12 protein-coding genes and 2 tRNA genes are annotated in these 20,701 nt (G+C 61.8%); 4 read left to right on the top strand and 10 right to left on the bottom strand.

Going from position 1 to position 20,701, the window contains the following annotated elements; translation table 11 throughout:
- The first annotated feature begins 37 nt into the window (after positions 1-37).
- Entirely contained in the window at positions 38-2,674 is a 2,637-nt protein-coding gene (gene valS / locus ABFX19_RS09850; RefSeq protein ID WP_277357283.1) for a valine--tRNA ligase, read from the top strand.
- 95 nt (positions 2,675-2,769) lie between these two features.
- Here valS and ABFX19_RS09845 read toward each other — a convergent pair whose 3' ends face one another.
- The 6 genes from ABFX19_RS09845 to ABFX19_RS09820 all read right to left on the bottom strand — a co-directional run bounded on the left by ABFX19_RS09845 (position 2,770) and on the right by ABFX19_RS09820 (position 8,004).
- On the bottom strand, positions 2,770-3,390 hold the full coding sequence (locus tag ABFX19_RS09845; protein ID WP_346028217.1) for a mycothiol-dependent nitroreductase Rv2466c family protein: 621 nt from the start codon (positions 3,388-3,390) through the stop codon (positions 2,770-2,772).
- A gap of 11 nt (positions 3,391-3,401) precedes the next feature.
- Positions 3,402-4,694, bottom strand: coding sequence for an ATP-dependent Clp protease ATP-binding subunit ClpX (gene clpX, locus ABFX19_RS09840; protein WP_277357281.1), 1,293 nt, complete (start codon positions 4,692-4,694; stop codon positions 3,402-3,404).
- A gap of 186 nt (positions 4,695-4,880) precedes the next feature.
- The gene (locus tag ABFX19_RS09835; protein WP_056549360.1) at positions 4,881-5,555 is read right to left on the bottom strand and encodes an ATP-dependent Clp protease proteolytic subunit; all 675 of its coding nucleotides are present in this window, start codon (positions 5,553-5,555) and stop codon (positions 4,881-4,883) included.
- Positions 5,556-5,600: 45 nt separating this feature from the next.
- A complete protein-coding gene (locus ABFX19_RS09830; protein ID WP_056549607.1) occupies positions 5,601-6,197 on the bottom strand; it encodes an ATP-dependent Clp protease proteolytic subunit in 597 nt (198 codons plus the stop codon).
- Between the two features lie 195 nt (positions 6,198-6,392).
- The gene (gene tig, locus ABFX19_RS09825) at positions 6,393-7,820 is read right to left on the bottom strand and encodes a trigger factor (RefSeq protein WP_346028216.1); all 1,428 of its coding nucleotides are present in this window, start codon (positions 7,818-7,820) and stop codon (positions 6,393-6,395) included.
- A 110-nt stretch (positions 7,821-7,930) separates the two neighbouring features.
- Positions 7,931-8,004, bottom strand: a tRNA-Pro gene (locus ABFX19_RS09820).
- Between the two features lie 144 nt (positions 8,005-8,148).
- Between ABFX19_RS09820 and ABFX19_RS09815 the strand changes: the two genes are divergently transcribed.
- Positions 8,149-8,222, top strand: a tRNA-Gly gene (locus ABFX19_RS09815).
- Between the two features lie 60 nt (positions 8,223-8,282).
- Here the strand turns inward: ABFX19_RS09815 and ABFX19_RS09810 are convergent.
- Positions 8,283-9,179: an Fpg/Nei family DNA glycosylase gene (locus ABFX19_RS09810; protein WP_346028215.1), complete on the bottom strand. Its 897-nt coding sequence runs from the start codon at positions 9,177-9,179 to the stop codon at positions 8,283-8,285.
- Positions 9,179-9,652 carry a ribose-5-phosphate isomerase gene (locus ABFX19_RS09805; RefSeq protein ID WP_277357278.1) on the bottom strand — a complete coding sequence of 158 codons (474 nt, stop codon included), beginning with the start codon at positions 9,650-9,652 and terminating at the stop codon, positions 9,179-9,181. The genes ABFX19_RS09810 and ABFX19_RS09805 overlap by 1 nt, the downstream gene beginning before the upstream one ends.
- Positions 9,653-9,815: 163 nt before the next feature.
- On the opposite strand from ABFX19_RS09805, the gene ABFX19_RS09800 reads away from it, so the two are divergent.
- Positions 9,816-11,411, top strand: a complete 1,596-nt coding sequence (locus ABFX19_RS09800; RefSeq protein WP_277357277.1) for a multicopper oxidase family protein — start codon at positions 9,816-9,818, stop codon at positions 11,409-11,411.
- A 448-nt stretch (positions 11,412-11,859) separates the two neighbouring features.
- Here the strand turns inward: ABFX19_RS09800 and ABFX19_RS09795 are convergent, their stop codons facing one another.
- Together ABFX19_RS09795 and ABFX19_RS09790 are read right to left on the bottom strand one after the other, a co-directional pair.
- Positions 11,860-15,042 (bottom strand): chitobiase/beta-hexosaminidase C-terminal domain-containing protein, encoded by a 3,183-nt coding sequence (locus ABFX19_RS09795; protein WP_346028214.1) that lies wholly within the window; start codon positions 15,040-15,042, stop codon positions 11,860-11,862.
- A 423-nt stretch (positions 15,043-15,465) separates the two neighbouring features.
- Entirely contained in the window at positions 15,466-17,832 is a 2,367-nt protein-coding gene (locus ABFX19_RS09790; protein ID WP_346028213.1) for an IPT/TIG domain-containing protein, read from the bottom strand.
- Positions 17,833-18,091: 259 nt separating this feature from the next.
- Here ABFX19_RS09790 and pepN point away from each other — a divergent pair, with 259 nt between their 5' ends.
- Positions 18,092-20,644 (top strand): aminopeptidase N, encoded by a 2,553-nt coding sequence (gene pepN / locus ABFX19_RS09785; protein WP_346028212.1) that lies wholly within the window; start codon positions 18,092-18,094, stop codon positions 20,642-20,644.
- Positions 20,645-20,701 lie beyond the last annotated feature (57 nt).

Here is a 20,701-nt window from a genome sequence, read left to right as displayed (position 1 = left end):
AAGTCGGTGTATCCGGCCAGCATGAAACAATCGATGCATGGCAAACATCAACGAGGGTACAGACACGCCCACACCGGCGCCCATCAACGTTCCCGACAAGCCCGCGCTCGAGGGCCTGGAAGCCGCGCTGAACACGCGCTGGCGCACCGAGGGAACCTACACCTTCAATCCTGAGACGTCGCGTGAGAACGTCTACTCCATCGACACCCCGCCTCCCACGGCATCCGGATCCCTGCATGTGGGCCACGTGTTCTCCTACACGCAGACCGACGTCATGGCGCGCTATCAGCGCATGACGGGCAAGAACGTCTTCTACCCGATGGGCTGGGATGACAACGGCCTGCCCACCGAGCGGCGCGTGCAGAACTACTACGGGGTCCGCTGCGATCCCTCCGTGCCATACAGCCCCGACTACCGTCCGCCGGCTCAGGCCGCGAAGAACCAGCGGGATTTCGACGTAGTCTCCCGCCGCAACTTCATCGAGCTTTGCGAGGAACTCGCCGTGGAGGATGAGAAGGTTTTCGAGAACCTCTTCCTGTCCCTCGGCCTGTCCGTGGACTGGAACCTGACCTACCGCACCATCGATTCAACCTCCCGCGCCGTCTCCCAGCGTGCCTTCCTGGCCAACCTCAAGCAGGGCGACGCGTACCTCGCTGAGGCACCCACCCTCTGGGATGTGACCTTCCGGACCGCCGTTGCGCAGGCCGAGCTCGAGGACCGCGAAGTTCCGGGGGCGTATTACCGCTATCCCTTCGAGGCCGCGGACGGCACCCGGATCCACATCGAAACCACGCGACCCGAACTCCTCGCCGCGTGCGTCGCCCTGGTGGCACACCCGGATGATGAGCGTTTCCAGCCTTACTTCGGTACCACGGTCACCTCACCCCTCTTCGGCGTGGAGGTCGAGGTCAAGGCGCATCCCCTGGCCAAGCCGGACAAGGGCGCCGGCATTGCGATGGTCTGCACGTTCGGAGACCTCACCGACGTCACCTGGTGGCGCGAGCTCGAACTGCCCACCCGCGCGATCGTTGGTCGCGACGGCCGGATTCTTGCGGACACCCCGGACTGGATTACGACGACGGCCGGCCGGGACAACTACTCCCGCATCGCCGGTAAGACCGTCTTCTCCGCGAAGGAAGCCGTAGCGGAGATGCTCAACGAAGCAGATTTGCTCGACGGCGAGCCCAAGAAGATCACCCACCCCGTGAACTTCTTCGAAAAGGGCGACAAACCGCTCGAAGTAGTCACCAGCCGACAGTGGTACATCCGCAACGGCGGCAGGGATGCCGACCGTCGTGAACGCCTCATTGCACGCGGCCGCGAGATCGACTTCCACCCATCGTTCATGCGCAGTAGGTATGAGAACTGGATCGAGGGCCTCAACGGTGACTGGCTGATCTCCCGCCAGCGGTTCTTCGGGGTGCCGTTCCCGGTCTGGTACGCCCTCGATGAGCACGGAACACCTGACTACGAGAACCCGGTCATCCCGTCCGATGACATGCTGCCCGTTGACCCGGCTGCAGAGCCGGCGCCGGGGTTCGACGAAGCGCAGCGGGATCAGCCGGGCGGCTTCATGGGAGACCCCGACGTTCTGGACACCTGGGCGACGTCGTCGCTCTCGCCACAGATTATCGGCGGCTGGTCACGGGACGAGGACCTGTTCGCCAAGGTCTACCCTTTCGATTTACGCCCGCAGGGACACGACATCATCCGCACCTGGATGTTCTCTTCGGTGGTTCGCGCTGACTCGCTGCTCGACTCCGCGCCGTGGAAGCACGCCGCCATTTCGGGCTGGATTCTTGATCCTGACCGCAAGAAGATGTCCAAGTCCAAGGGCAATGTCGTTGTTCCCACGGATGCACTTGATCAGTTTGGCTCGGACGCAGTCCGCTATTGGGCGGCGTCAGCCAAGCTAGGTGCGGACACCGCCTACGAAATCGCGCAGATGAAGATTGGCCGAAGGTTGGCCATCAAGCTGCTCAACGCATCCAAGTTCGTGCTCAACCTTGGCGCCACAGAAGCAGACATCATCTCCCAGGACGCAGCGGCGGTTACCAATCCGCTCGACCGTTCGCTCCTGGCCTCCCTCGATGAGGTGGTTGAACAGGCCACGGCTGCCTTTGAGAAGTACGACTACGCGCGCGCTCTGCAGCTCACCGAGACGTTCTTCTGGTCATTCACGGACGACTACGTCGAGCTCATCAAGGACCGCGCGTACGGTAGCGCGGGAGATTCCGAGAAAGCATCTGTGCTCGCGGCCCTGGCAACAACCCTTGACCGGCTGCTTCGCCTCTTTGCCCCGGTTCTTCCGTTCGCTACGGAGGAAGTGTGGAGCTGGTGGCGCCGCGGGTCCGTGCACCGGTCGGCCTGGCCTGCCGCAGGCATGCTGGCCTCCGCGGCTCTTGACGCCGATACCGGAATGCTCGCAACCGTGGGCGCTGCGCTGGGTGGTCTTCGAAAGGCCAAGTCGGAAGCAAAGGTCAAGCAGCGCACACAGGTGCTGTCGGCGGTCATCAGCGGCTCAGAAGCGCAGGTCCGGCAGCTTGAGGAAGCGCTTTCCGATCTGAGCGCCGCCGGCAATGCGAGCGGCCTTGAACTCCGCGTTTCCGACGGTGACCTTTCCGTGAGCGACGTCCGACTGGCGCCGCCGGAGGAACCCTCGGCCCCGGCCTGACCCTGCCTGGTCCACCATGCAGAAGCCCCTCCAGCCAGGCAATGGCGGAGGGGCTTTGGCGTTCGTTATTCCGGTCTACTCAGCCACGATCTGTCTCAGTCGAAGGAGGGGCTGGACGTGCGGGATCGCTTCAGCTCGAAGAACTCGGGGAATTCCGCCATCATGACCGCGCCGTCGAAGATGCGCCCGGCTTCCTCTCCGCGGGGAATGCGTGTAAGAACCGGACCGAAGAAAGCCGTTCCGTCGAATGCAACGACTGGGGTTCCAACCTCGTCGCCGACCCTATCGATGCCCTCCTGGTGCGATGCCCGCAACTGGGTGTCAAAGTCATCGCTGGTGGCGTACTCGGACAGAGAAGCGGGAAGACCGGTCTCTTCAAGTGCCTCACGGATCACTGCTTCGTAATCGGAGGCGCCGCCATTATGGATGCGGGTGCCCATGGCGTCATAGAGCTTCTTGATGTTCTCCCGCCCGTGTAGCTCGGAGGCGGCGATGATCACCCGCACCGGAGCCCAGGCACGATTCATTAGCTCCTCGTAATCCTCAGGAAGGTCCCGGCCTTCGTTGAGGACAGACAGGCTCATCACATGCCAGTCAACTGAGACCTCGCGAACCTTTTCGACCTCTCCCATCCAGCGGGAGGTAATCCAGGCGAACGGGCACACCGGATCAAACCAGAAGTCGGCCTTTTTTGCGGTCTGGTTGGCAGCAATCATGAACAAAACTCCTAGGCGGACTTGTTACGGCGCTTGGCCACTACGTCATGGGAGATCAGTGTGGGCTCGGCCGATTTGTCGACAACTGCTCCGCTGATGACCACGGTTGCGATGTCTTCCCGGCTTGGGAGGTCAAACATCACAGGAAGGAGGACCTCTTCCATGATGGCGCGCAGTCCCCTGGCGCCGGTTCCGCGCTCGAGAGCCTGGTCGGCGATTGCTTCCAGTGCCTGTGGTTCGAAGACCAGCTCCACACCGTCCAGGGCGAACATCTTTTGATACTGCTTGATCAGCGCATTCTTGGGCTCCGTCAGAATCTGCATCAGGGCCGGCCGGTCAAGGTGCGTGACGGTGGTGATCACTGGCAGGCGTCCAATGAACTCCGGAATCAGACCAAACTTGAGGAGGTCCTCCGGCATGACATCGCCGTAGCTGACTTCCTCGTTTGTGAGCGAACTGAGCGGTGCGCCGAAGCCGATGCCCTTCCGCCCTGCCCGCGAACCAATAATCTCCTCCAGCCCTGCGAAAGCACCTGCAACGATGAAGAGCACGTTGGTGGTGTCGATCTGGATGAACTCCTGGTGTGGGTGTTTGCGTCCGCCCTGCGGCGGCACGGATGCCACCGTTCCCTCCAGGATTTTCAGCAGCGCCTGCTGGACACCCTCACCCGAGACATCCCGGGTGATCGACGGATTCTCACTCTTACGCGAAATCTTGTCGATTTCATCGATGTAGATAATGCCTTGCTCAGCCTTCTTGACGTCATAGTCAGCTGCCTGGATGAGCTTTAGCAGGATGTTCTCTACGTCTTCACCTACGTAGCCGGCCTCGGTCAGTGCAGTGGCGTCAGCAACTGCAAACGGTACGTTCAGCCGCCTTGCGAGGGTCTGCGCGAGGTACGTCTTGCCGCAGCCCGTGGGTCCGATCAGCAGGATGTTCGACTTTGCGATCTCGACATCTTCAGCCGGAGACGCATCCGAGAGGTTAGCCGAGGCGCGGGGCGTGTGGCCCGACTGGATCCGCTTGTAGTGGTTGTAGACAGCCACAGCCAGCGATCGCTTGGCCGGCTCCTGTCCGATGACGTATTCCTGCAGGAAGTCGAAGATTTCACGGGGCTTCGGCAACTCGAATGTACCGAGGTCAGCAACTTCGGAAAGCTCTTCCTCGATGATTTCATTGCACAGTTCTATGCATTCGTCGCAGATATATACGCCCGGGCCCGCAATGAGCTTCCGGACCTGCTTCTGGCTTTTGCCACAGAAAGAGCACTTGAGTAGATCGGTGCTCTCACCAATGCGAGCCATGTGTCAGTCCCCTAACGTGGTCCTGGAGTGTTCCGTCTAGATCTTTGGCCGCTGCCAACTGCTGCAATGGGACGGTCTCCATGCGTCGACTAGGTTCCACTCTAGGCCACTTGGTGCCCCGAATCAGCAATATAGCGCCCGTGGTCTTTCCCCATTTGGAGGGACCACGGGCGCCACTGTCACCAGCTACGGCTTGTTGATCTTCGGCGGTGTGATTTTGCGTGAGGTGAGTACCTCATCCACGAGACCGTAGGCCTTTGCATCTTCGGCGGTCAGAATCTTGTCCCGCTCGATGTCAATGTTGACCTGCTCGGAGGTCTTTCCGCTGTGCAGCGCGAGGGTGTCCTCAAGCCAGGCCCGCATACGCATGACCTCGTTGGCCTGGATCTCGAGGTCCGAAGCCTGGCCGCCCTGGCCGCCGCCGAGTGCCGGCTGGTGGATCAGCACACGGGCGTTGGGAAGCGCAAGGCGCTTGCCGGGGGCACCAGCGGCCAACAGCACGGCTGCCGCGCTGGCAGCCTGACCGAGGCAGACGGTCTGGATCTCGGGACGAATGAACTGCATGGTGTCGTAGATGGCGGTCATCGCCGTGAACGATCCACCGGGAGAGTTGATGTACAGCGTGATGTCCCGCTCGGGGTCAGTGGACTCAAGAACGAGCAGCTGCGCCATCACATCATCCGCGGAAGCGTCATCCACCTGAACGCCAAGGAAGATGATCCTGTCCTCGAACAACTTCGTGTAGGGGTCCTGGCGCTTGAAACCGTAGGGCGTGCGCTCTTCGAACTGCGGAAGGACATAACGGCTTGTCGGCAGCTGGGGAGCCCGGCCGCCGGCTGCGGCCTGGAAATCGTGGTTCATGGTGCCTCCTGTGTGGCAGGTCTATGGGAGTGGGCGTGATGCGGGTCAGTCGCGCTGGGTTCCGCCGCCGCCGGAGACGGATCCGGCATGCGCCGAAATATGGTCAAAGAACCCGTATTCCAGGGCATCCTGCGCCGTGAACCACTTGTCCCGGTCATTGTCCTTGAGGATGGTCTCCACCGACTGTCCGGTCTGCTCGGCGGTGAGTTCGGCCATAACGCGCTTCATGTGCAGGATCAGCTCTGCCTGAATCTTGATGTCAGAAGCGGTGCCTCCGATCCCGCCGGACGGCTGGTGCATCAGGATGCGGGCGTGCGGGGTGGCGTAACGCTTGCCCTTGGTGCCGGAGGACAGCAGGAACTGACCCATCGAAGCTGCAAGGCCCGTAGCCACTGTGACGACGTCGTTCGGGATGAACTGCATGGTGTCATAGATGGCCATGCCGGCAGTCACTGATCCGCCGGGTGAGTTGATGTAGAGGAAAATGTCCTTCTCAGGATCTTCCGCCGACAGCAGGAGCAACTGCGAGCAGATGGCGTTAGCGTTTTCGTCCCGCACTTCGGATCCGAGCCAGATGATCCGCTCCTTCAGAAGCCGGTTGTAGATGTAGTCGTCACGGCTGGCAGGATCAACGGTTGCCATGGTCGGTGTGGTGGATTCGGATGCCATTGCTGATTGACCTCTCACTCAGGTTTTTCTCTCACTGGACACTAACCTGTTTGCGTACTGTTTTGCTCCCGTGCCGTGAGCTGTTCGCTGACGGCGTTAGGAAGCGGGAGGCTTAACGGCAGATGCCGCCAGCAGGGCGCTGACGGCATCTGTTCACGCTAGGTCGAGCTAAGCCTTCGTGGACTCCGCATCCGCTTCATCAGTGTCTGAAGCGGGAGCATCGGACTCGACAGCCGATGCCTCGACTGCCTCCTCGGAGGCCTCCTCAGCCACTGTCTCGCTCTCCGCCTGCTCAACATCTCCGGCCGGGCGAACGAAGTCCGAAAGGTCGACAGTTTCGCCGTTGGTATCGGTAACCACTGCAAGCTCCAGAACCTTGGCCAGGGCCTTGCGACGGCGGACTTCACCGACGATCATCGGTACCTGTCCGCTCTGGTCAAGCATCTGCGCGAACTGGTTTGGTTCCATGCCGTACTGGCTTGCCGACGTAACGATGTAGTCGATCAGCTCGTTCTGGCTGACACCGATTTCTTCCTTCTCGGCGACCGCATCCAGGACAATCTCATTGCGGAATGCCTGCTCGGTGTTCCCGCGAACCTCTGCGCGGTGTTCCTCGGTGTCGTGGTCCGCGCCGGCCGAGTGGCTGCTCTCCGAATTGAAGTGCTGCTCAAGCTGCTCTTCGATGACGGATTCAGGCACTGGAACCTCGACGAGTTCCAGCAGTTTCTCAAGCACCTTGTCGCGCGCTTCCACGCCCTGCTCAACGAGCTTGTCTTCTGAAGAGCGCTTCGCCAGATCAGCACGCAGCTCATCAATGGTGTCGAACTCGCTGGCGAGCTGAGCGAAATCATCGTTGGCGTCAGGGAGCTCGCGCTCTTTCACGGCCTTCACCGAAACCGTAACCTCGGCAGCCTTACCGGTGTGCTCGCCGCCGGCGAGCGTGGTCTCGAAGGTCGACGACTCGTCAGCACTCAGGCCGGTCACGGCTTCATCCATGCCTTCCAGCATGGTACCGGATCCCACCTGGTAAGAGATGTCGACAGCGGAGTCCACTTCCTCGCCGTCGATCTTGGCAGTCAGATCAAGGGTCAGGAAGTCACCGTCGGTAGCGGGGCGGTCCACATCCTTGAGGGTGCCGAAGCGTCCGCGCAGCTCGTCAAGTGACTTCACGACGTCTTCATCAGAAGCTTTCGCAGCCTCAACGGTGACTTCGAGTCCGGAGTACTCCGGAAGTTCAATCTCGGGGCGGATGTCGAGCTCAACCGTGAACAGGAGCTGGCCGTCCTGCGCCGTGGGGTCGGGAACCTCGGTGATTTCCACCTCGGGCCGGCTCAGAGGGCGGATCTTCATTTCCTGGACGGCACTTTGGTAGAAGCCATTGAGGCCGTCATTGATGGCCGTCTCGATGACGTAACCGCGCCCTACCCGCTGGTCAATCAGCTTGTTGGGGACTTTGCCTTTGCGGAAACCCGGAACCTGCACCTGGGTGGCGATGGTCTTGTAGGCAGCTTCGATGTTCGGCTTGAGTTCCTCGAAAGGGACCTCCACGTTGAGCTTCACTCGCGTGGGAGTGAGGTTTTCGACAGCGCTCTTCACAGCCTAGTTCTCCTGAATGATAGGGATCGGTTCTGCACCGGGTATACGTATCCCGCGAAGGATCATGTCTGCACTGTTTGGTGCAGGTTTCTGCACCGTTGAACACAGAGTCGGGGTGACAGGAGTTGAACCTGCGACTTCCTGCTCCCAAAGCAGGCGCTCTACCAAGCTGAGCTACACCCCGTTGAAGTGCAGAGGCAAGTCTACGAAAGAAACCGCAAGGTTGCACATTTTGAGAATTCGACGCCCTTATGGTGTAGTTATATGCGTTCCAGACCAACCCGGAAATCGCACAGCTTGCACTGCGATCCAGTCCTTAGGTTGTCACGGGGATGTAGCTTAATGGTAAAGCCTCAGTCTTCCAAACTGATTACGCGGGTTCGATTCCCGTCATCCCCTCCACCTCCTCCATACCCAGCTCTCCGGCCCCTTCCGCATCTGGATCAGCCTTCCGCATCTGGATCAGGCAGCCTGACAGTATGGACACCAGTACAGCTTGCGAGCACCCATCTCTGCCATCGCCACCGGCGTGCCGCAGATTCGGCATTCCTGCCCGGTCCTTTTGTAGACGTAGTAGGCCTCCTCAGCGGGCACAGCGGAGCCGTTCGCTGCGCCGGGAGACCGATGGTTCGGCGTCGTCGTAATAATGCGTCCTGCACGCACGCCCTCGTTCATCAGTAGAACCAGGTCTTCCCACAGTGCCGACGCGCCAGCATCCCCGAGCGCCGGGCCCGGGAGCCATGGATGCACACGACGCCGGAAGAGCACCTCGGCGCGGTAGACGTTGCCGACTCCGGCGATCACGGCTTGATTCATGAGCGACAGGCCCACGGCGGTGCGGGTCCGCTGTACCCGTGCAATGAATTCCGCCGGAGGAGTGTCCGGGTCCAACGGATCCGGTCCAAGCCTGGCAATGATTGCATCCCGCTCCGCGCCGGTAATGACTTCGCAGGCTGTCGGCCCTCGCAAGTCCGCCCAACCGTGTGCGGAAACGAGCCTCACGCGGACTGCTCCCACGGGCGGTGGTGGGCCGGCATAAACGGCGGGGGCGTCGTCGTCGGCGGTTTCCCTCTCCCCCACGCGCCGGGGTGCGCCGATGCTGGACGCTCCCCGGAACCGACTGTCACCACCGAAGCTCCACGCACCGTACAGACCGAGGTGAACACGCATTACCAGGTCATTGTCGAACTCGAGGAACAACTGCTTGCCGTGTGCGCGGGCGCGGGTCAGGACAGCTCCCTCGATACGTTCCGCGCCTTCGGCGAAACGGCCCTGCGGACTGCTCGCCCTCAGCGCCTCACCGGCGAAGACCGAGGTGAACTGGCGTGCGAGCCGGTGGATGGAATGTCCCTCCGGCACTACGGAAGAATCTCGCCGGTGGTCTCGTAGGCAGCGATCTTGCTGATGCGCCGTACGTGCCGCTCAGCACCGCTGAAAGGCTCCTCCAGAAAGGCTTCGACAATGGCGGTGGCCTCTTCGAGAGAGTGCTGGCGCCCGCCCAGCGCCACCACGTTCGCGTCATTGTGTTCGCGCGCAAGCCTGGCAGTGTCCAGGTTCCAGGCCAATGCTGCGCGTACCCCACGGACCTTGTTCGCAGCAATCTGCTCCCCGTTGCCTGAACCGCCGAGCACGATGCCGAGCGCCTCGACGCCCGAAAGCTGATCGTCAACCACTGCCAGCGCCGCTCTTATGCAGAAGGAAGGGTAATCGTCTTCTGCATCGTAGACGGAGGGACCGTGGTCGATCAGCTCGTGCCCCTTCGCGCTCAGATGAGTAACGAGGTGCGCACTGAGCTCCATGCCGGCGTGGTCGGTTGCAATATGAACGCGCATGTAGGGGTCCGTTCCAGGAAGGTTGCAGGTTTCCCTCCCAGATTAGTGCCTGCCGAGCGGCGGTGCCGCAGCAAGCCCGGCTATCGCTCCTGAACCCTGGAGTCCTAGTTTTCTCCAAGTAGCGAAGTACATCCTTTTCATACATCCAAGGGAAGGAAGACCGATGTCTGTATCTCGGCGACAGGTCCTCACAATGGGGGGACTTGGGGTAATTGGAGCCGGGGCGCTGGCCGTTCCGTTCAGCTCCGTCAGCGCCAAGTCCGCCAGCAAGCTGGCGGACAGTGACATGCCGCTGCCGTACCGCGTACCGCTTACGGTCCCGCCGATTTTGGAGCCCTATGCGGTGGGACGCGCGCCGGACGGTGCGAAGGTCCACTATTACAGCGTCACGCAGAAGGCCGGTCTCGCAAAGATACTTCCACGGCTGACCACGCCGATTCTCGGCTACAACGGAATCTTTCCCGGTCCCACTATCGACCTGCTTCAGGGAACGCGGGCGGTGCTCAAGATCCGCAACCAGCTGCCGCAGGTTCACCCCCGGCACGGGCACACCCTTTCGACGTCGACCCACCTGCACGGGTCAGCCTCGCTCCCCCAGTTCGATGGGTATGCCAGTGACGTGACGCCTCCCGGATTTGCGAAGAACTACGAGTATCCGAACTTCCAGTCGGCTCGTACGCTTTGGTACCACGATCACAACGTGCACACCACCGCGGAGAATGCGTACTCCGGTCTGTCAGCGCAATTCTGCATGCATGATCCTGCGGAGCGCGATCTACTCCCGCAGAACGAGTTCGATGTTCCCCTGACGCTCTCTGATGCCATGTTCGCCGCGGACGGGGGTCTCGCCTATGACGACAACTCCCACTCGGGACTGTGGGGCGACGTCATCCTCGTGAACGGCAAGCCGTGGCCGGTAATGAAGGTCCAGCGACGCGTTTACCGCTTCCGCATTCTGAACGCGTCCATTTCACGTTCCTTCCGCCCGACGCTCAGCACGGGTGAACCTGTTTATGTCGTGGCCACTGACGGCGGACTGATGCCGAAGACGCAGGCGGTTGAGTCCTGGCGCCATGCCGGCGCCGAGCGCTACGAGATCCTGGTGGACTTCTCGGGCTATCAGCCCGGACAGCGCGTGGAGCTGCGGAACCTGTCGAACAAGAACAACGTTGACTACGACTTCACCGATCGGATCATGGCTTTCGATGTCACGGACCAGCCGGTGGACACCGCGGACCACACCTGGAAGACGATCCCCGAAACGCTGGTTTCACACGAAGTGATGAATCTGCGCCCAGCCCGCGATACCCGCGTCCGCAAGTTCCGTGTGAAGAGAGATGACAGCGTCTGGGTCATCGGGGAAGATTCGTGGGCAGACATCATTGCCAGCGGGTATCGCCGGGTATGCGCTGATCCAGGCCTAGGAGACACCGAGATCTGGGAGTTCGAGAACAGTTCCGGCGGGTGGTTCCATCCGATCCACATCCACCTCATCGACTTTCAGATCCTCAGCCGCAACGGTCGTGCACCTTTCTCCTATGAAATGGGCCCGAAGGACGTTGTGTATGTGGGCGAAGGGGAAACCGTTCGCCTGCTCATGAAGTTCGGGCCGCACCGCGGTAAGTACATGATCCACTGCCACAATCTGCCGCACGAGGACCACGACATGATGACCCAGTTCAGCGTGGGCCTGAAGCCGGGCGATGTGGACCTCAACGATCCGATGAAGGCCGCACCCGCTTTCTGGGACGGCGAGTAAGCCCTCCGCCTCGGCATCTCAGTCCAGGCGGCATTCCCGGCAAAGGGAAGGCCGCCTGGACTTTTCTGTGGGTGGATACGGACTGCGGTAGGTGTGCGTGCACAATGGAACGCTCGCGGAGGGACCAGGCTTCATCAGGCACCGCGCACGACGGCGATTAGGCGCCTTCCGCTATCGCCCGGCCAATGCTGCGGCTGCGTGTGTTCCTTGGAGGCCACGGCGAACGTCTCCGGTATCCGTTCCCTGAGTCTGCGTGCAGAGCAGGCCGACGGACGGCGGTGCAGGTGTCCGCTGCCGGTGGGCAGCTCGACAGCCGCGGGGAGGCCGTAGCTTGCGGCTGCTCCGCAACAAGGATCGGGCAGAGCGATCAGACAAGCGAAAGGCCTCCCGCGCCGTATAGGGCGCGGGAGGCCTTTCTTGTCTGGAGCGTGAATCGCCCCGTAGGGGTTTAGAGGATGCTGGTCATTCCGTTCCAGCCGGAGCCGACCTGGACCTTCTTGAGCCATCCGCCGTTCCCGTTGCCGGGGTACAGCCACAGCCTGCCGTCCCGATCACGGGCAAGGACGTCAACGTTCGTGTCGCCGTCGAAGTCGCCCGGACCGACGATGCTGGTCATGGTGTGCCAACCAGTGCCGACCTGAGCTTTCTTGAGCCATCCGCCGTTCCCGTTGCCGGGGTACAGCCACAGCCTGCCGTCCCGATCACGAGCGAGGACGTCAACGTTGGTGTCGCCGTCGAAGTCGCCCGGACCGACAATGCTGGTCATGGTGTGCCAACCGTTGCCGACCTGAACCTTTGCCAACCACTTGCCTGCACCGTTTCCGGGGTACAGCCACAGCCGGCCGTCCCGATCACGGGCAAGGACGTCAACGTTCGTGTCGCCGTCGAAGTCACCCGGGGTCAGGATGCTGGTCATGCCATTCCAACCGGAACCGACCAGGACCTTCGTCTTCCAACCGCTGTCACCATTGCCTGGGTAGAGCCACAGCAGACCCTTAGCATCCCGTGCCAGGACGTCGGGGTTGGTGTCGCCGTCGAAGTCACCCGGAGCCAGGATGCTGGTCATACCGTTCCAGCCAGTACCAACCTGGACCCGCGTGTCCCAGCCACCGGCAGCATTGCGGGCGTACAGCCACAGCTTGCCGTCAGTGCTCCTTGCGAGCACGTCCACGTTCCCGTCACCGGAGAAGTCGTGGCCGTCGATGCCGGCCGGAGTGTTGATGGTGAACACCCATTGCCCGAGTGGACTGATGTTGCCGGCAGCGTCAACTGCAATTGCACGGAGCGTTGTGGTCTGAGCTATTGCGATCGGCGCGGTGTACAGCGTGCTGGCCACCGTAGGTTCAGTCCCATCCGTGGTGAAACGGATAGCTGCGCCTTCGCTGGCGGCGAGAGTCGCTGTCGTCGCTGCGGTGAACGTACCGCCCGGCGTCGTGGTGGTCAGCTCCGGAGCCACCGTATCGATCGTGTACGTCTCCGTAACGATTGACGATGCGACTCCCTGGTTCACCGCGATGAACTGCAGAACCGTGTCCGCGTTGATGGTGATGGGTCCGGTGTATAGGTTGCCATCGGGCTCGGGAGGCGTGCCATCAGTGGTGAAGAAGATCGGCAAATCACCCGGGGTGGATGTCAGCGTCACGGTTTGTGGCGTATTGAACGCCCCTCCCGCAATGCTGGCCGCTACAGCCGGGGCTTCCGGTGGAGTGGCACCGACCGTCTTGCCCTGGACAACGAAGTCGGTCGTCCTCGTTCCGATAATCTCCCGAACCGGCTCGTCGTCGATCGTCAAGACCTTGTGGATCTCGAAATAGTTGGTGTCGTAGGGGCTGCCGACGACGGCGTGAGGTGTACTGCCATCTCCAAGGTAGCCCGCGGGCGCCCCTTCAGTCCACCGCAGGAACGGTCCAATCTTCGCTTCAAGCAATGGTGAGAAGTCACCGTTGCCGTTCATGCTTCCGAGGTCCTCTGTGTAGCGGAGGCTTCCGGTGTCATCAGCGACAACCTGGAACTTCCCGTACGGATGGGTGATCTCGTAGGTGGCGCCGTTTTCGAACACTGCGTCACCCCGAACGCGGATGCGACCGAAAGCGACTTCATCTCCCACCGCGGCGCCTTCGCCCGTGAATGCTGCTTCCAGGGCGAGCGTCAGGCGCACCTCTTCGTCGCCGACCGGCAGGAACGCCTCAGCAGCCCACCAGAAGGACTCACCGGGGAAGTTCCGCGGGAACTGCAGTGGGTCCAAGGGGAACGGCAGTTCTTCGATGATGGGACACAGCGGATCGTTGAGGCACAATTCCAGCTTTACTGGGTCCTGTGCGGCCACGCCTTCACTAGCTGCCCACCCATTGTCCTCAAGGAATGAGGGATAGCCGTGCTGACCGTCTCCGGAAACTGCAACGGGACCTACGGTTTTCAGGTTGTGGATGACGTAGTTGAAGTTCCGGATCTCACCGGCCGTTCCGTCGCCATCGACCGACATAGCCCGAATGAGCGTTGTGCTGGTCACCGGGATGGGCTTGCCGTCGTAGGCGATCGTGGAGCCAAGGGCGACGCCGACGGCATCGTACGTCGGTTCCGAACCATCGAGGGTGTAGTAGATCCTCGATGGTTCGCCCAACTCTGTGGTTCCGGTCAGCGTGACCTGCTGGGGTCCTGCGTGCGGACCGGGCGTTGCGCTCGGTGCTGCCTCGATCCAGGGGCTCGTGGCATCGAGAGTGTAGGTTTCAGTCTGGATGCCGGTCCGCTGAGTCGGCTCGGTCAGGCTGACGGCCATGTACTTCAACACCGTCTTACCGGGGGTGGCGAGTTCTACAGGAGCCACATCCTCATCACCCTCGGATGGTGTCCACACGGTTGCCGTCGCGCTCACGGTACCGTCCTCAGCCATCGGCTCGCTGTTGTCGGTCGTGTAAATGATCTTCGCCTCATCGGGGAAGGACGATTGGATGTTGACCGTAGTGGCCGCCCTGTAGACGCCGCCCGGCTTGTCCACGCCCGCACGTACCGTGGCGATCTTGCCCTGCACTGCAAAGAGGGCTGTCTCAGCAGTTTCCATGCCGGGACCTTCAAGGCGGAAGAGGTTCATACCAGACGGGCTTCCGGTCACTGTATGCGGAATGTTTGGATCACCGATTGATCCGGCCGGAGCTTCTGCATCCCACCGAAGGAATGATCCGATCTTTCCGCTGAGCGGCTCAGTCCAGTCGCAGGGCTGCTGCAGGCACCCGAGATCCTCGGTGAAGCGCACCCGTCCCCGGTCGTCTGCCGTCACTTCAAAGATCCCGTACGGCGTCGTCGCCGTATAGGTTTCCAGCGGTTGGGCTCCATCAAAGCGGATACGCATCCGGGCGAACGCGTTCTGCTGACCCTGAGCAACGTCACCGGCTCCGCCGAACGCCGCTTCCGTGGCCATGATGAGGCGTGCTTCTTCCCCCGTCGATAACGGCAGGGACGCTTCTGCTGAGTACCAGAACGACTCGTCCGGAAAGTTGCCCGGGATAGCCGGTGGCTGTGCCGGATCGAAACCCTCCGCGACCACGGGGCACACAGTGGCGACATCAAGGCAAAGCTCGAGCCGGAGGCCAGTCTTGTCGCCGTACCAATACGGATACCCCGTCTCCGGGTTCACAGGGCCGACGCTCCCTTGCGGGCCTGTTGCTACAGCTGCCGGCAGTATCGCGGTGGACGCCTGCGGAATGGCGCCAGCTGGTGGACCGAAAGTGGACAGGAGCACAACCGCCGTCGCAGTTATACCGGTCCCCCTCCATAACTTGCTTGCGCGCGGAGTTGCCCCTGCCGCAAGGTGTGTTCCGTTCGATTTCATCATCGTCTCCCTGATGGTTTCCGAGTCCCCCGACGAACGAGACCGCTCCCGGGTGAGGCAGAGGTAAAACTTGCCCTAGGGCAACTGTGCCGAGTGGAGCCTGCGATTACCTTGGGCTGGTCATCGTTGCGACGGCCGGCGCCCTGCCCGTCCCCGAGGAAAGATCATGGGAAGGTCACCCGTGCTGCAAGCGGCGCGGGTGACCTTCCCATGATGGAGGCGTAGTGGTTAGAGGATGCTGGTCATTCCGTTCCAGCCGGAGCCGACCTGGACCTTCTTGAGCCATCCGCCGGAACCGTTGCCGGGGTACAGCCACAGCCTGCCGTCCCGATCACGGGCAAGGACGTCAACGCTGGTATCGCCGTCGAAGTCACCCGGACCGACAATGCTGGTCATGGTGTGCCAACCAGAGCCGGCCTGTACTTTCTTGAGCCATCCGCCGGAACCGTTGCCGGGGTACAGCCACAGCCTGCCGTCCCGATCACGGGCAAGGACGTCAACGTTCGTGTCGCCGTCGAAGTCGCCCGGACCGACAATGCTGGTCATGGTGTGCCAGCCGTTGCCGACCTGAACCTTTGCCAACCACTTGCCTGCACCGTTTCCGGGGTACAGCCACAGCCGACCGTCCCGATCACGAGCGAGGACGTCAACGTTGGTATCGCCGTCGAAGTCACCCGGGGCCAGGATGCTGGTCATACCGCTCCAACCACTGCCGACCTGAACCTTCGATTTCCAACCGCTGTCACCGTTGCCTGGATACAGCCAGAGCTTGCCCAGGCCGTCCCGAGCCAGAACGTCCGGATTTCCGTCACCGTCGAAGTCACCCGGAGCCAGGATGCTGGTCATACCGTTCCAGCCGGAACCGACCTGAACCCGTGCATCCCAGCCGCCGACGGCGTTGCGGGCGTACAACCACAGCTTGCCGTCGGCACTTCTCGCCAGCACATCCACGTTCCCGTCACCGGAGAAATCATGGCCATCCAATCCGTCCGGCACCGGCACCGGAACCGGCGTCGGGGTGGGTGTCGGATCCGGGGTTGGTGTCGGATCCGGGGTTGGTGTCGGATCCGGTGTCGGTGTCGGTGTGGGCGCCGCCGCGGTGTAGGTGTAGGTCACCTCATTGGAGACGCCGGCCGGCGTCGTAATGAAGATCGCAACCGGTCCCGCTGTATTCGCTTCGACCGTGAAGGACAGCTCCGTGTCGGACACGACGGTGACGTCATCATCAAGGAATGATGCAGGTCCCATGGTCACCATGGTTGCGTCGGATAGGAAGCCCGCGCCTCGTAACGTGACCACGGTGGTACCTTCCAGCGGACCTGTGTCCGGAGTGATGGACGTGATGACTGGAGGCGCAGCCGCTGCAATGTAGGTCAGATCCACGGTGCCGCTCGTGCCAACCGGAGTGGTGACGCTCAGCGGTGCAATCCCTGCCGGATGGGCCGGCGCATTCACAATGAGCGTTCCTGTGTTCATTACCTCTACGTCGTCCGGAGAAATTACGGTGTCCCCGACGGTGACGCTTGTCTGTCCCCTGACGAATCCCGATCCGAACACCCAGACCTCTTCGCCTCCGGTCGATGCCGTATCGTCCGGATCGAGTTCCTCAACCTCCGGGGCCTCGGGAGCAGGTTCGGCATAGGTGAATTCGAGCCCGTTGGTTGTTCCGGAGGGAGTCGTTGCAGTCACCACTGCCGGGCCGGCGGTGCCTGCCGGAGTAGTGAAAGTGAGTTCCCTGTCGGACACGACGACGACTCCGCGTGCTTCGGTCCCACCAATGGCAACTGTTGTGTCCGCTGTGAAGCCGGACCCTCGGAGCGTCACCGCGTCTCCCCCGGTACTGACGCCATTTGCGGGCAGCAGTTCTTCCGCCGTCGGCGCTTCCGGTGCCTCCAGATGCTCGCAGTTCACGTCTCCAATTGAGATGCGGCCAAGCCAGATTGTAGCGATCTTGCCCACCTCGGGAGCTGACCCGGTGAGCGAGAGGTTGACAGTCAAGCCCGAAGCTGTGGCTGAAGAGGCGTTCTGGGTGGCTGTGGCCGGTAGAACTCTGGCGACAAGTTCAGCGGCTGTCATCCCCGGCACAGTCGCCGCTGCTGCGATCCTCTGCCCTTCCACTGGCACCTCGTCCATGTCAACCGGTGCTCCCAGAATGGTCACATCCTGGGAATCCGTCTCGGCTGCGGGGGAAGTTCCGGGTAGGCAGTCCGCGGAGGAGGCCACCTGTTTTGCCTCTACCGCTGCCACGCCGAACATTGAAACCGACAGATCCTCGACGAGAACCGAGCTGGTTGTTCCTTCCGCGCCTGAAGTCGTCGTGAGCGCAGCGGTACCTGCCACGCTGGCTCCTGTCAGCGCACCGAGATGCGCTGAGAGGTCCGGTATGGCAACTTCGCCCGTCGCCTCGATTGCTGCACCTGCATCTACGTCCAGCAGGATTGAGCGGCCCAACTCCAGCGACAGTTGCAGTTTCACGGCCGACGCATCCGCATCGCCGGGGGCGCCGAGCGTTGGCGTTGCAACCATCGCTGTGCCACCAATCGCGAGCGCCGACGCTATCGCGGTGACCCTCGCAGTGCTCCATCTCGAGGACATATTCACACTCCTATGCAATCCGGACAGCCGCATCGCCAAACCGCCACCGGTGGCGGGACGTTGCACGACTGCGTGCTGATGCAACGGTAAGGAAGGGACCTTGTGAACAGGTTGAGCTCGGCCTTCAACCGGACAGCGCTATCGCCCGCGCAAGGGCAACGGCGAAATGGTGAAGGTGCACCGTTCTGCGTAAGGTGGATCACACCGCGTTACCGCGCGGTACCACTCCCCCACTCTCGGAGGCATCACCTTGCCAGGTATGAACCTGACGCGGGACGAAGCACGCCAGCGCGCGGCCATAGTCAGCGTCCACAGCTACGCCATCAATCTTGACCTGACCCGTGGTGACTCGATCTTCGGGTCAACCACCGTAGTGTCCTTCGACGCCGAGCAGGGTACATCGACGTTCATTGACGCCGTCACCGCATCGGTCCACCGGGTGACGCTCAACGGTGTAGACCTTGATGTGGCGGATGTCTCTGACGGCGTGCGCATCCGTCTGGATAACCTTGCTGTGTCCAACGAGCTCGTGATCGATGCCGACATGCTCTACATGAACACCGGTGAGGGCCTGCATCGCTTCGTCGATCCAGTCGACAATGAGGTGTACCTCTATACGCAATTCGAGGTTCCGGATTCCCGTCGTGTTTTTGCCGTCTTCGAGCAGCCGGATCTGAAGGCGACATTCCGATTCACCGTGACTGCGCCGTCGCACTGGGATGTCATTTCCAACTCCCCCACGCCCCAGCCCGTCGAAGCCGGCTCGGCTGATGAAGGCGGGGCACGCTCCACCTGGGCCTTCGAGCCAACACCGGTGCTCTCTTCCTACGTCACGGCCCTCATCGCCGGGCCGTACCAGTCCGTGCGCAGTGAACTCACGAGCTCGGACGGACGGACCATCCCCCTCGGCGTCTTTGCACGCAAGTCCCTTATGCAACACCTCGACGCCGAGAACGTCTTCGAGCTGACCCGCCAGGGCTTCGAGTTCTTCGAAGAGCAGTTCGGCGCCCCTTATCCGTTCGAGAAGTACGATCAGCTGTTCGTTCCCGAGTTCAACGCGGGAGCGATGGAAAACGCCGGCGCGGTGACCTTCCTTGAAAGCTATGTGTTCCGTTCCCGGGTGACCGAAGCCACCATTGAACGCCGCGCTATCACTATCCTCCATGAACTCGCCCACATGTGGTTCGGTGACCTGGTGACCATGCGCTGGTGGAATGACCTGTGGCTCAACGAGTCCTTTGCAGAGTTCATGTCCACCCTGGCGTCCGCGGAGGCAACGAAGTTCACACAGTCGTGGACCACGTTCGCATCCCTCGAGAAGGCCTGGGCCTACCGTCAGGACCAGCTGCCCTCCACCCATCCCATCGTGGCTCCGATCAATGACCTGGAGGACGTGCAGGTCAACTTCGACGGCATCACCTATGCCAAGGGCGCTTCCGTGCTCAAACAGCTGGTGGCGTGGGTCGGTCAGGACAAGTTCATGCAGGGAGTGCGGGAATACTTCGGCAAGCACGCCTGGTCCAATACCGAGCTCTCCGACCTGCTCGTCGAGCTTGAGAAAGCAAGCGGCCGTGACCTGAAGGAGTGGTCAGCCCAGTGGCTGGAAACGGCCGGTGTCAACACCCTCCGTCCGGAGATCACTTCCAACGACGACGGCGCTATCACCTCCTTCGCGGTCCAACAGTCCGCGGTGGCGGACTTTCCGACGATCCGTTCGCACCGCTTGGCGATCGGTTTCTATGATTTGAAAGGCAACGGGCAGCTTGAGCGCTCGCACCGGGTTGAACTCGATATTGCGGGAGAACGCACGGCTGTCGATGAACTCATCGGGTTGCAGCAGCCGGATCTTGTGCTGCTCAACGACGACGATCTCGCCTACGCGAAAATCCGGCTTGACGACCGGTCGCTGCGAACCGCTACCCGTCATCTGAAGGACTTCAGCGAGTCCCTGCCCCGCACGCTGGTGTGGGCGTCGGCCTGGGATGCAGCCCGCGACGGAGAGACACCTGCACGCAATTACGTCGAGCTGATCCTGCAGAACATCGCCTCAGAGTCTGACTCCTCAGTGGTTCTGGTGCTCCTGCGGCAACTCGCAACCACTCTCGCCCTCTACGTGAGTCCGGCTGACCGGCAGCCAATGGAGATAGCTGCCGCGGACAGCCTGTGGCAGTTGGCGGAGGGTGCTGACGCCGGGTCGGACTCGCAGCTACAGTTCGTGAAGGCGTTCGCCGTTCACGCTCAAACCGGACCACAGCTCGACATCATCGAACGGATCCTTGACGGTTCCGCTGCACCAGAGGGACTCACTGTGGATGCTGACCTGCGGTGGGAGCTATTGACCAGCCTCGTGGTGGGTGGCCGGAAGACCCAGAGGGATATTGACGCCGAACTCGAGCAGGACGCCACGGCCACCGGCGCCCTTGCCGCTGCGCAGGCGAAGGCAGCCATCCCGACCGCTGAGGCAAAGGAGGAAGCCTGGACGGCCATCGTGGAGCGCTCAGACATGCCTAACGCTGCACAGCGTTCGGCGATCGCCGGCTTCACACGGGTCCATGACACGAATCTTCTGGAACCTTTCGCCGGGAAGTACTTCGCTTCGGCGAAGGATGTGTGGGCAAACCGCACGCATGAGATCGCCCAGCAGATTATTGTCGGCCTCTATCCATCGCGACTGACTACGCAGGGCACACTCGCGGCCACTGACGAGTTCCTGGCAACTCTGGATCCGGACCTTGCCTCGCTTCGCCGGCTCGTTCTGGAAAACCGGGACGGCGTGGCACGCGCTCTCAGGGCGCAGGCAGCAGATAAGTAGCGAAGAAGCCGCTGGTTGCACCCGTTGGCCGGTCCGCGCACTGCGGTTATCGGCCAA

It is taken from the genome of Arthrobacter parietis, from assembly GCF_039530425.1.
Lineage (GTDB): Bacteria > Actinomycetota > Actinomycetes > Actinomycetales > Micrococcaceae > Arthrobacter_D > Arthrobacter_D parietis.
The sequence above is the reverse complement of the archived record's forward strand: the minus strand, read 5'-3'. Positions and strand labels throughout refer to the sequence as shown.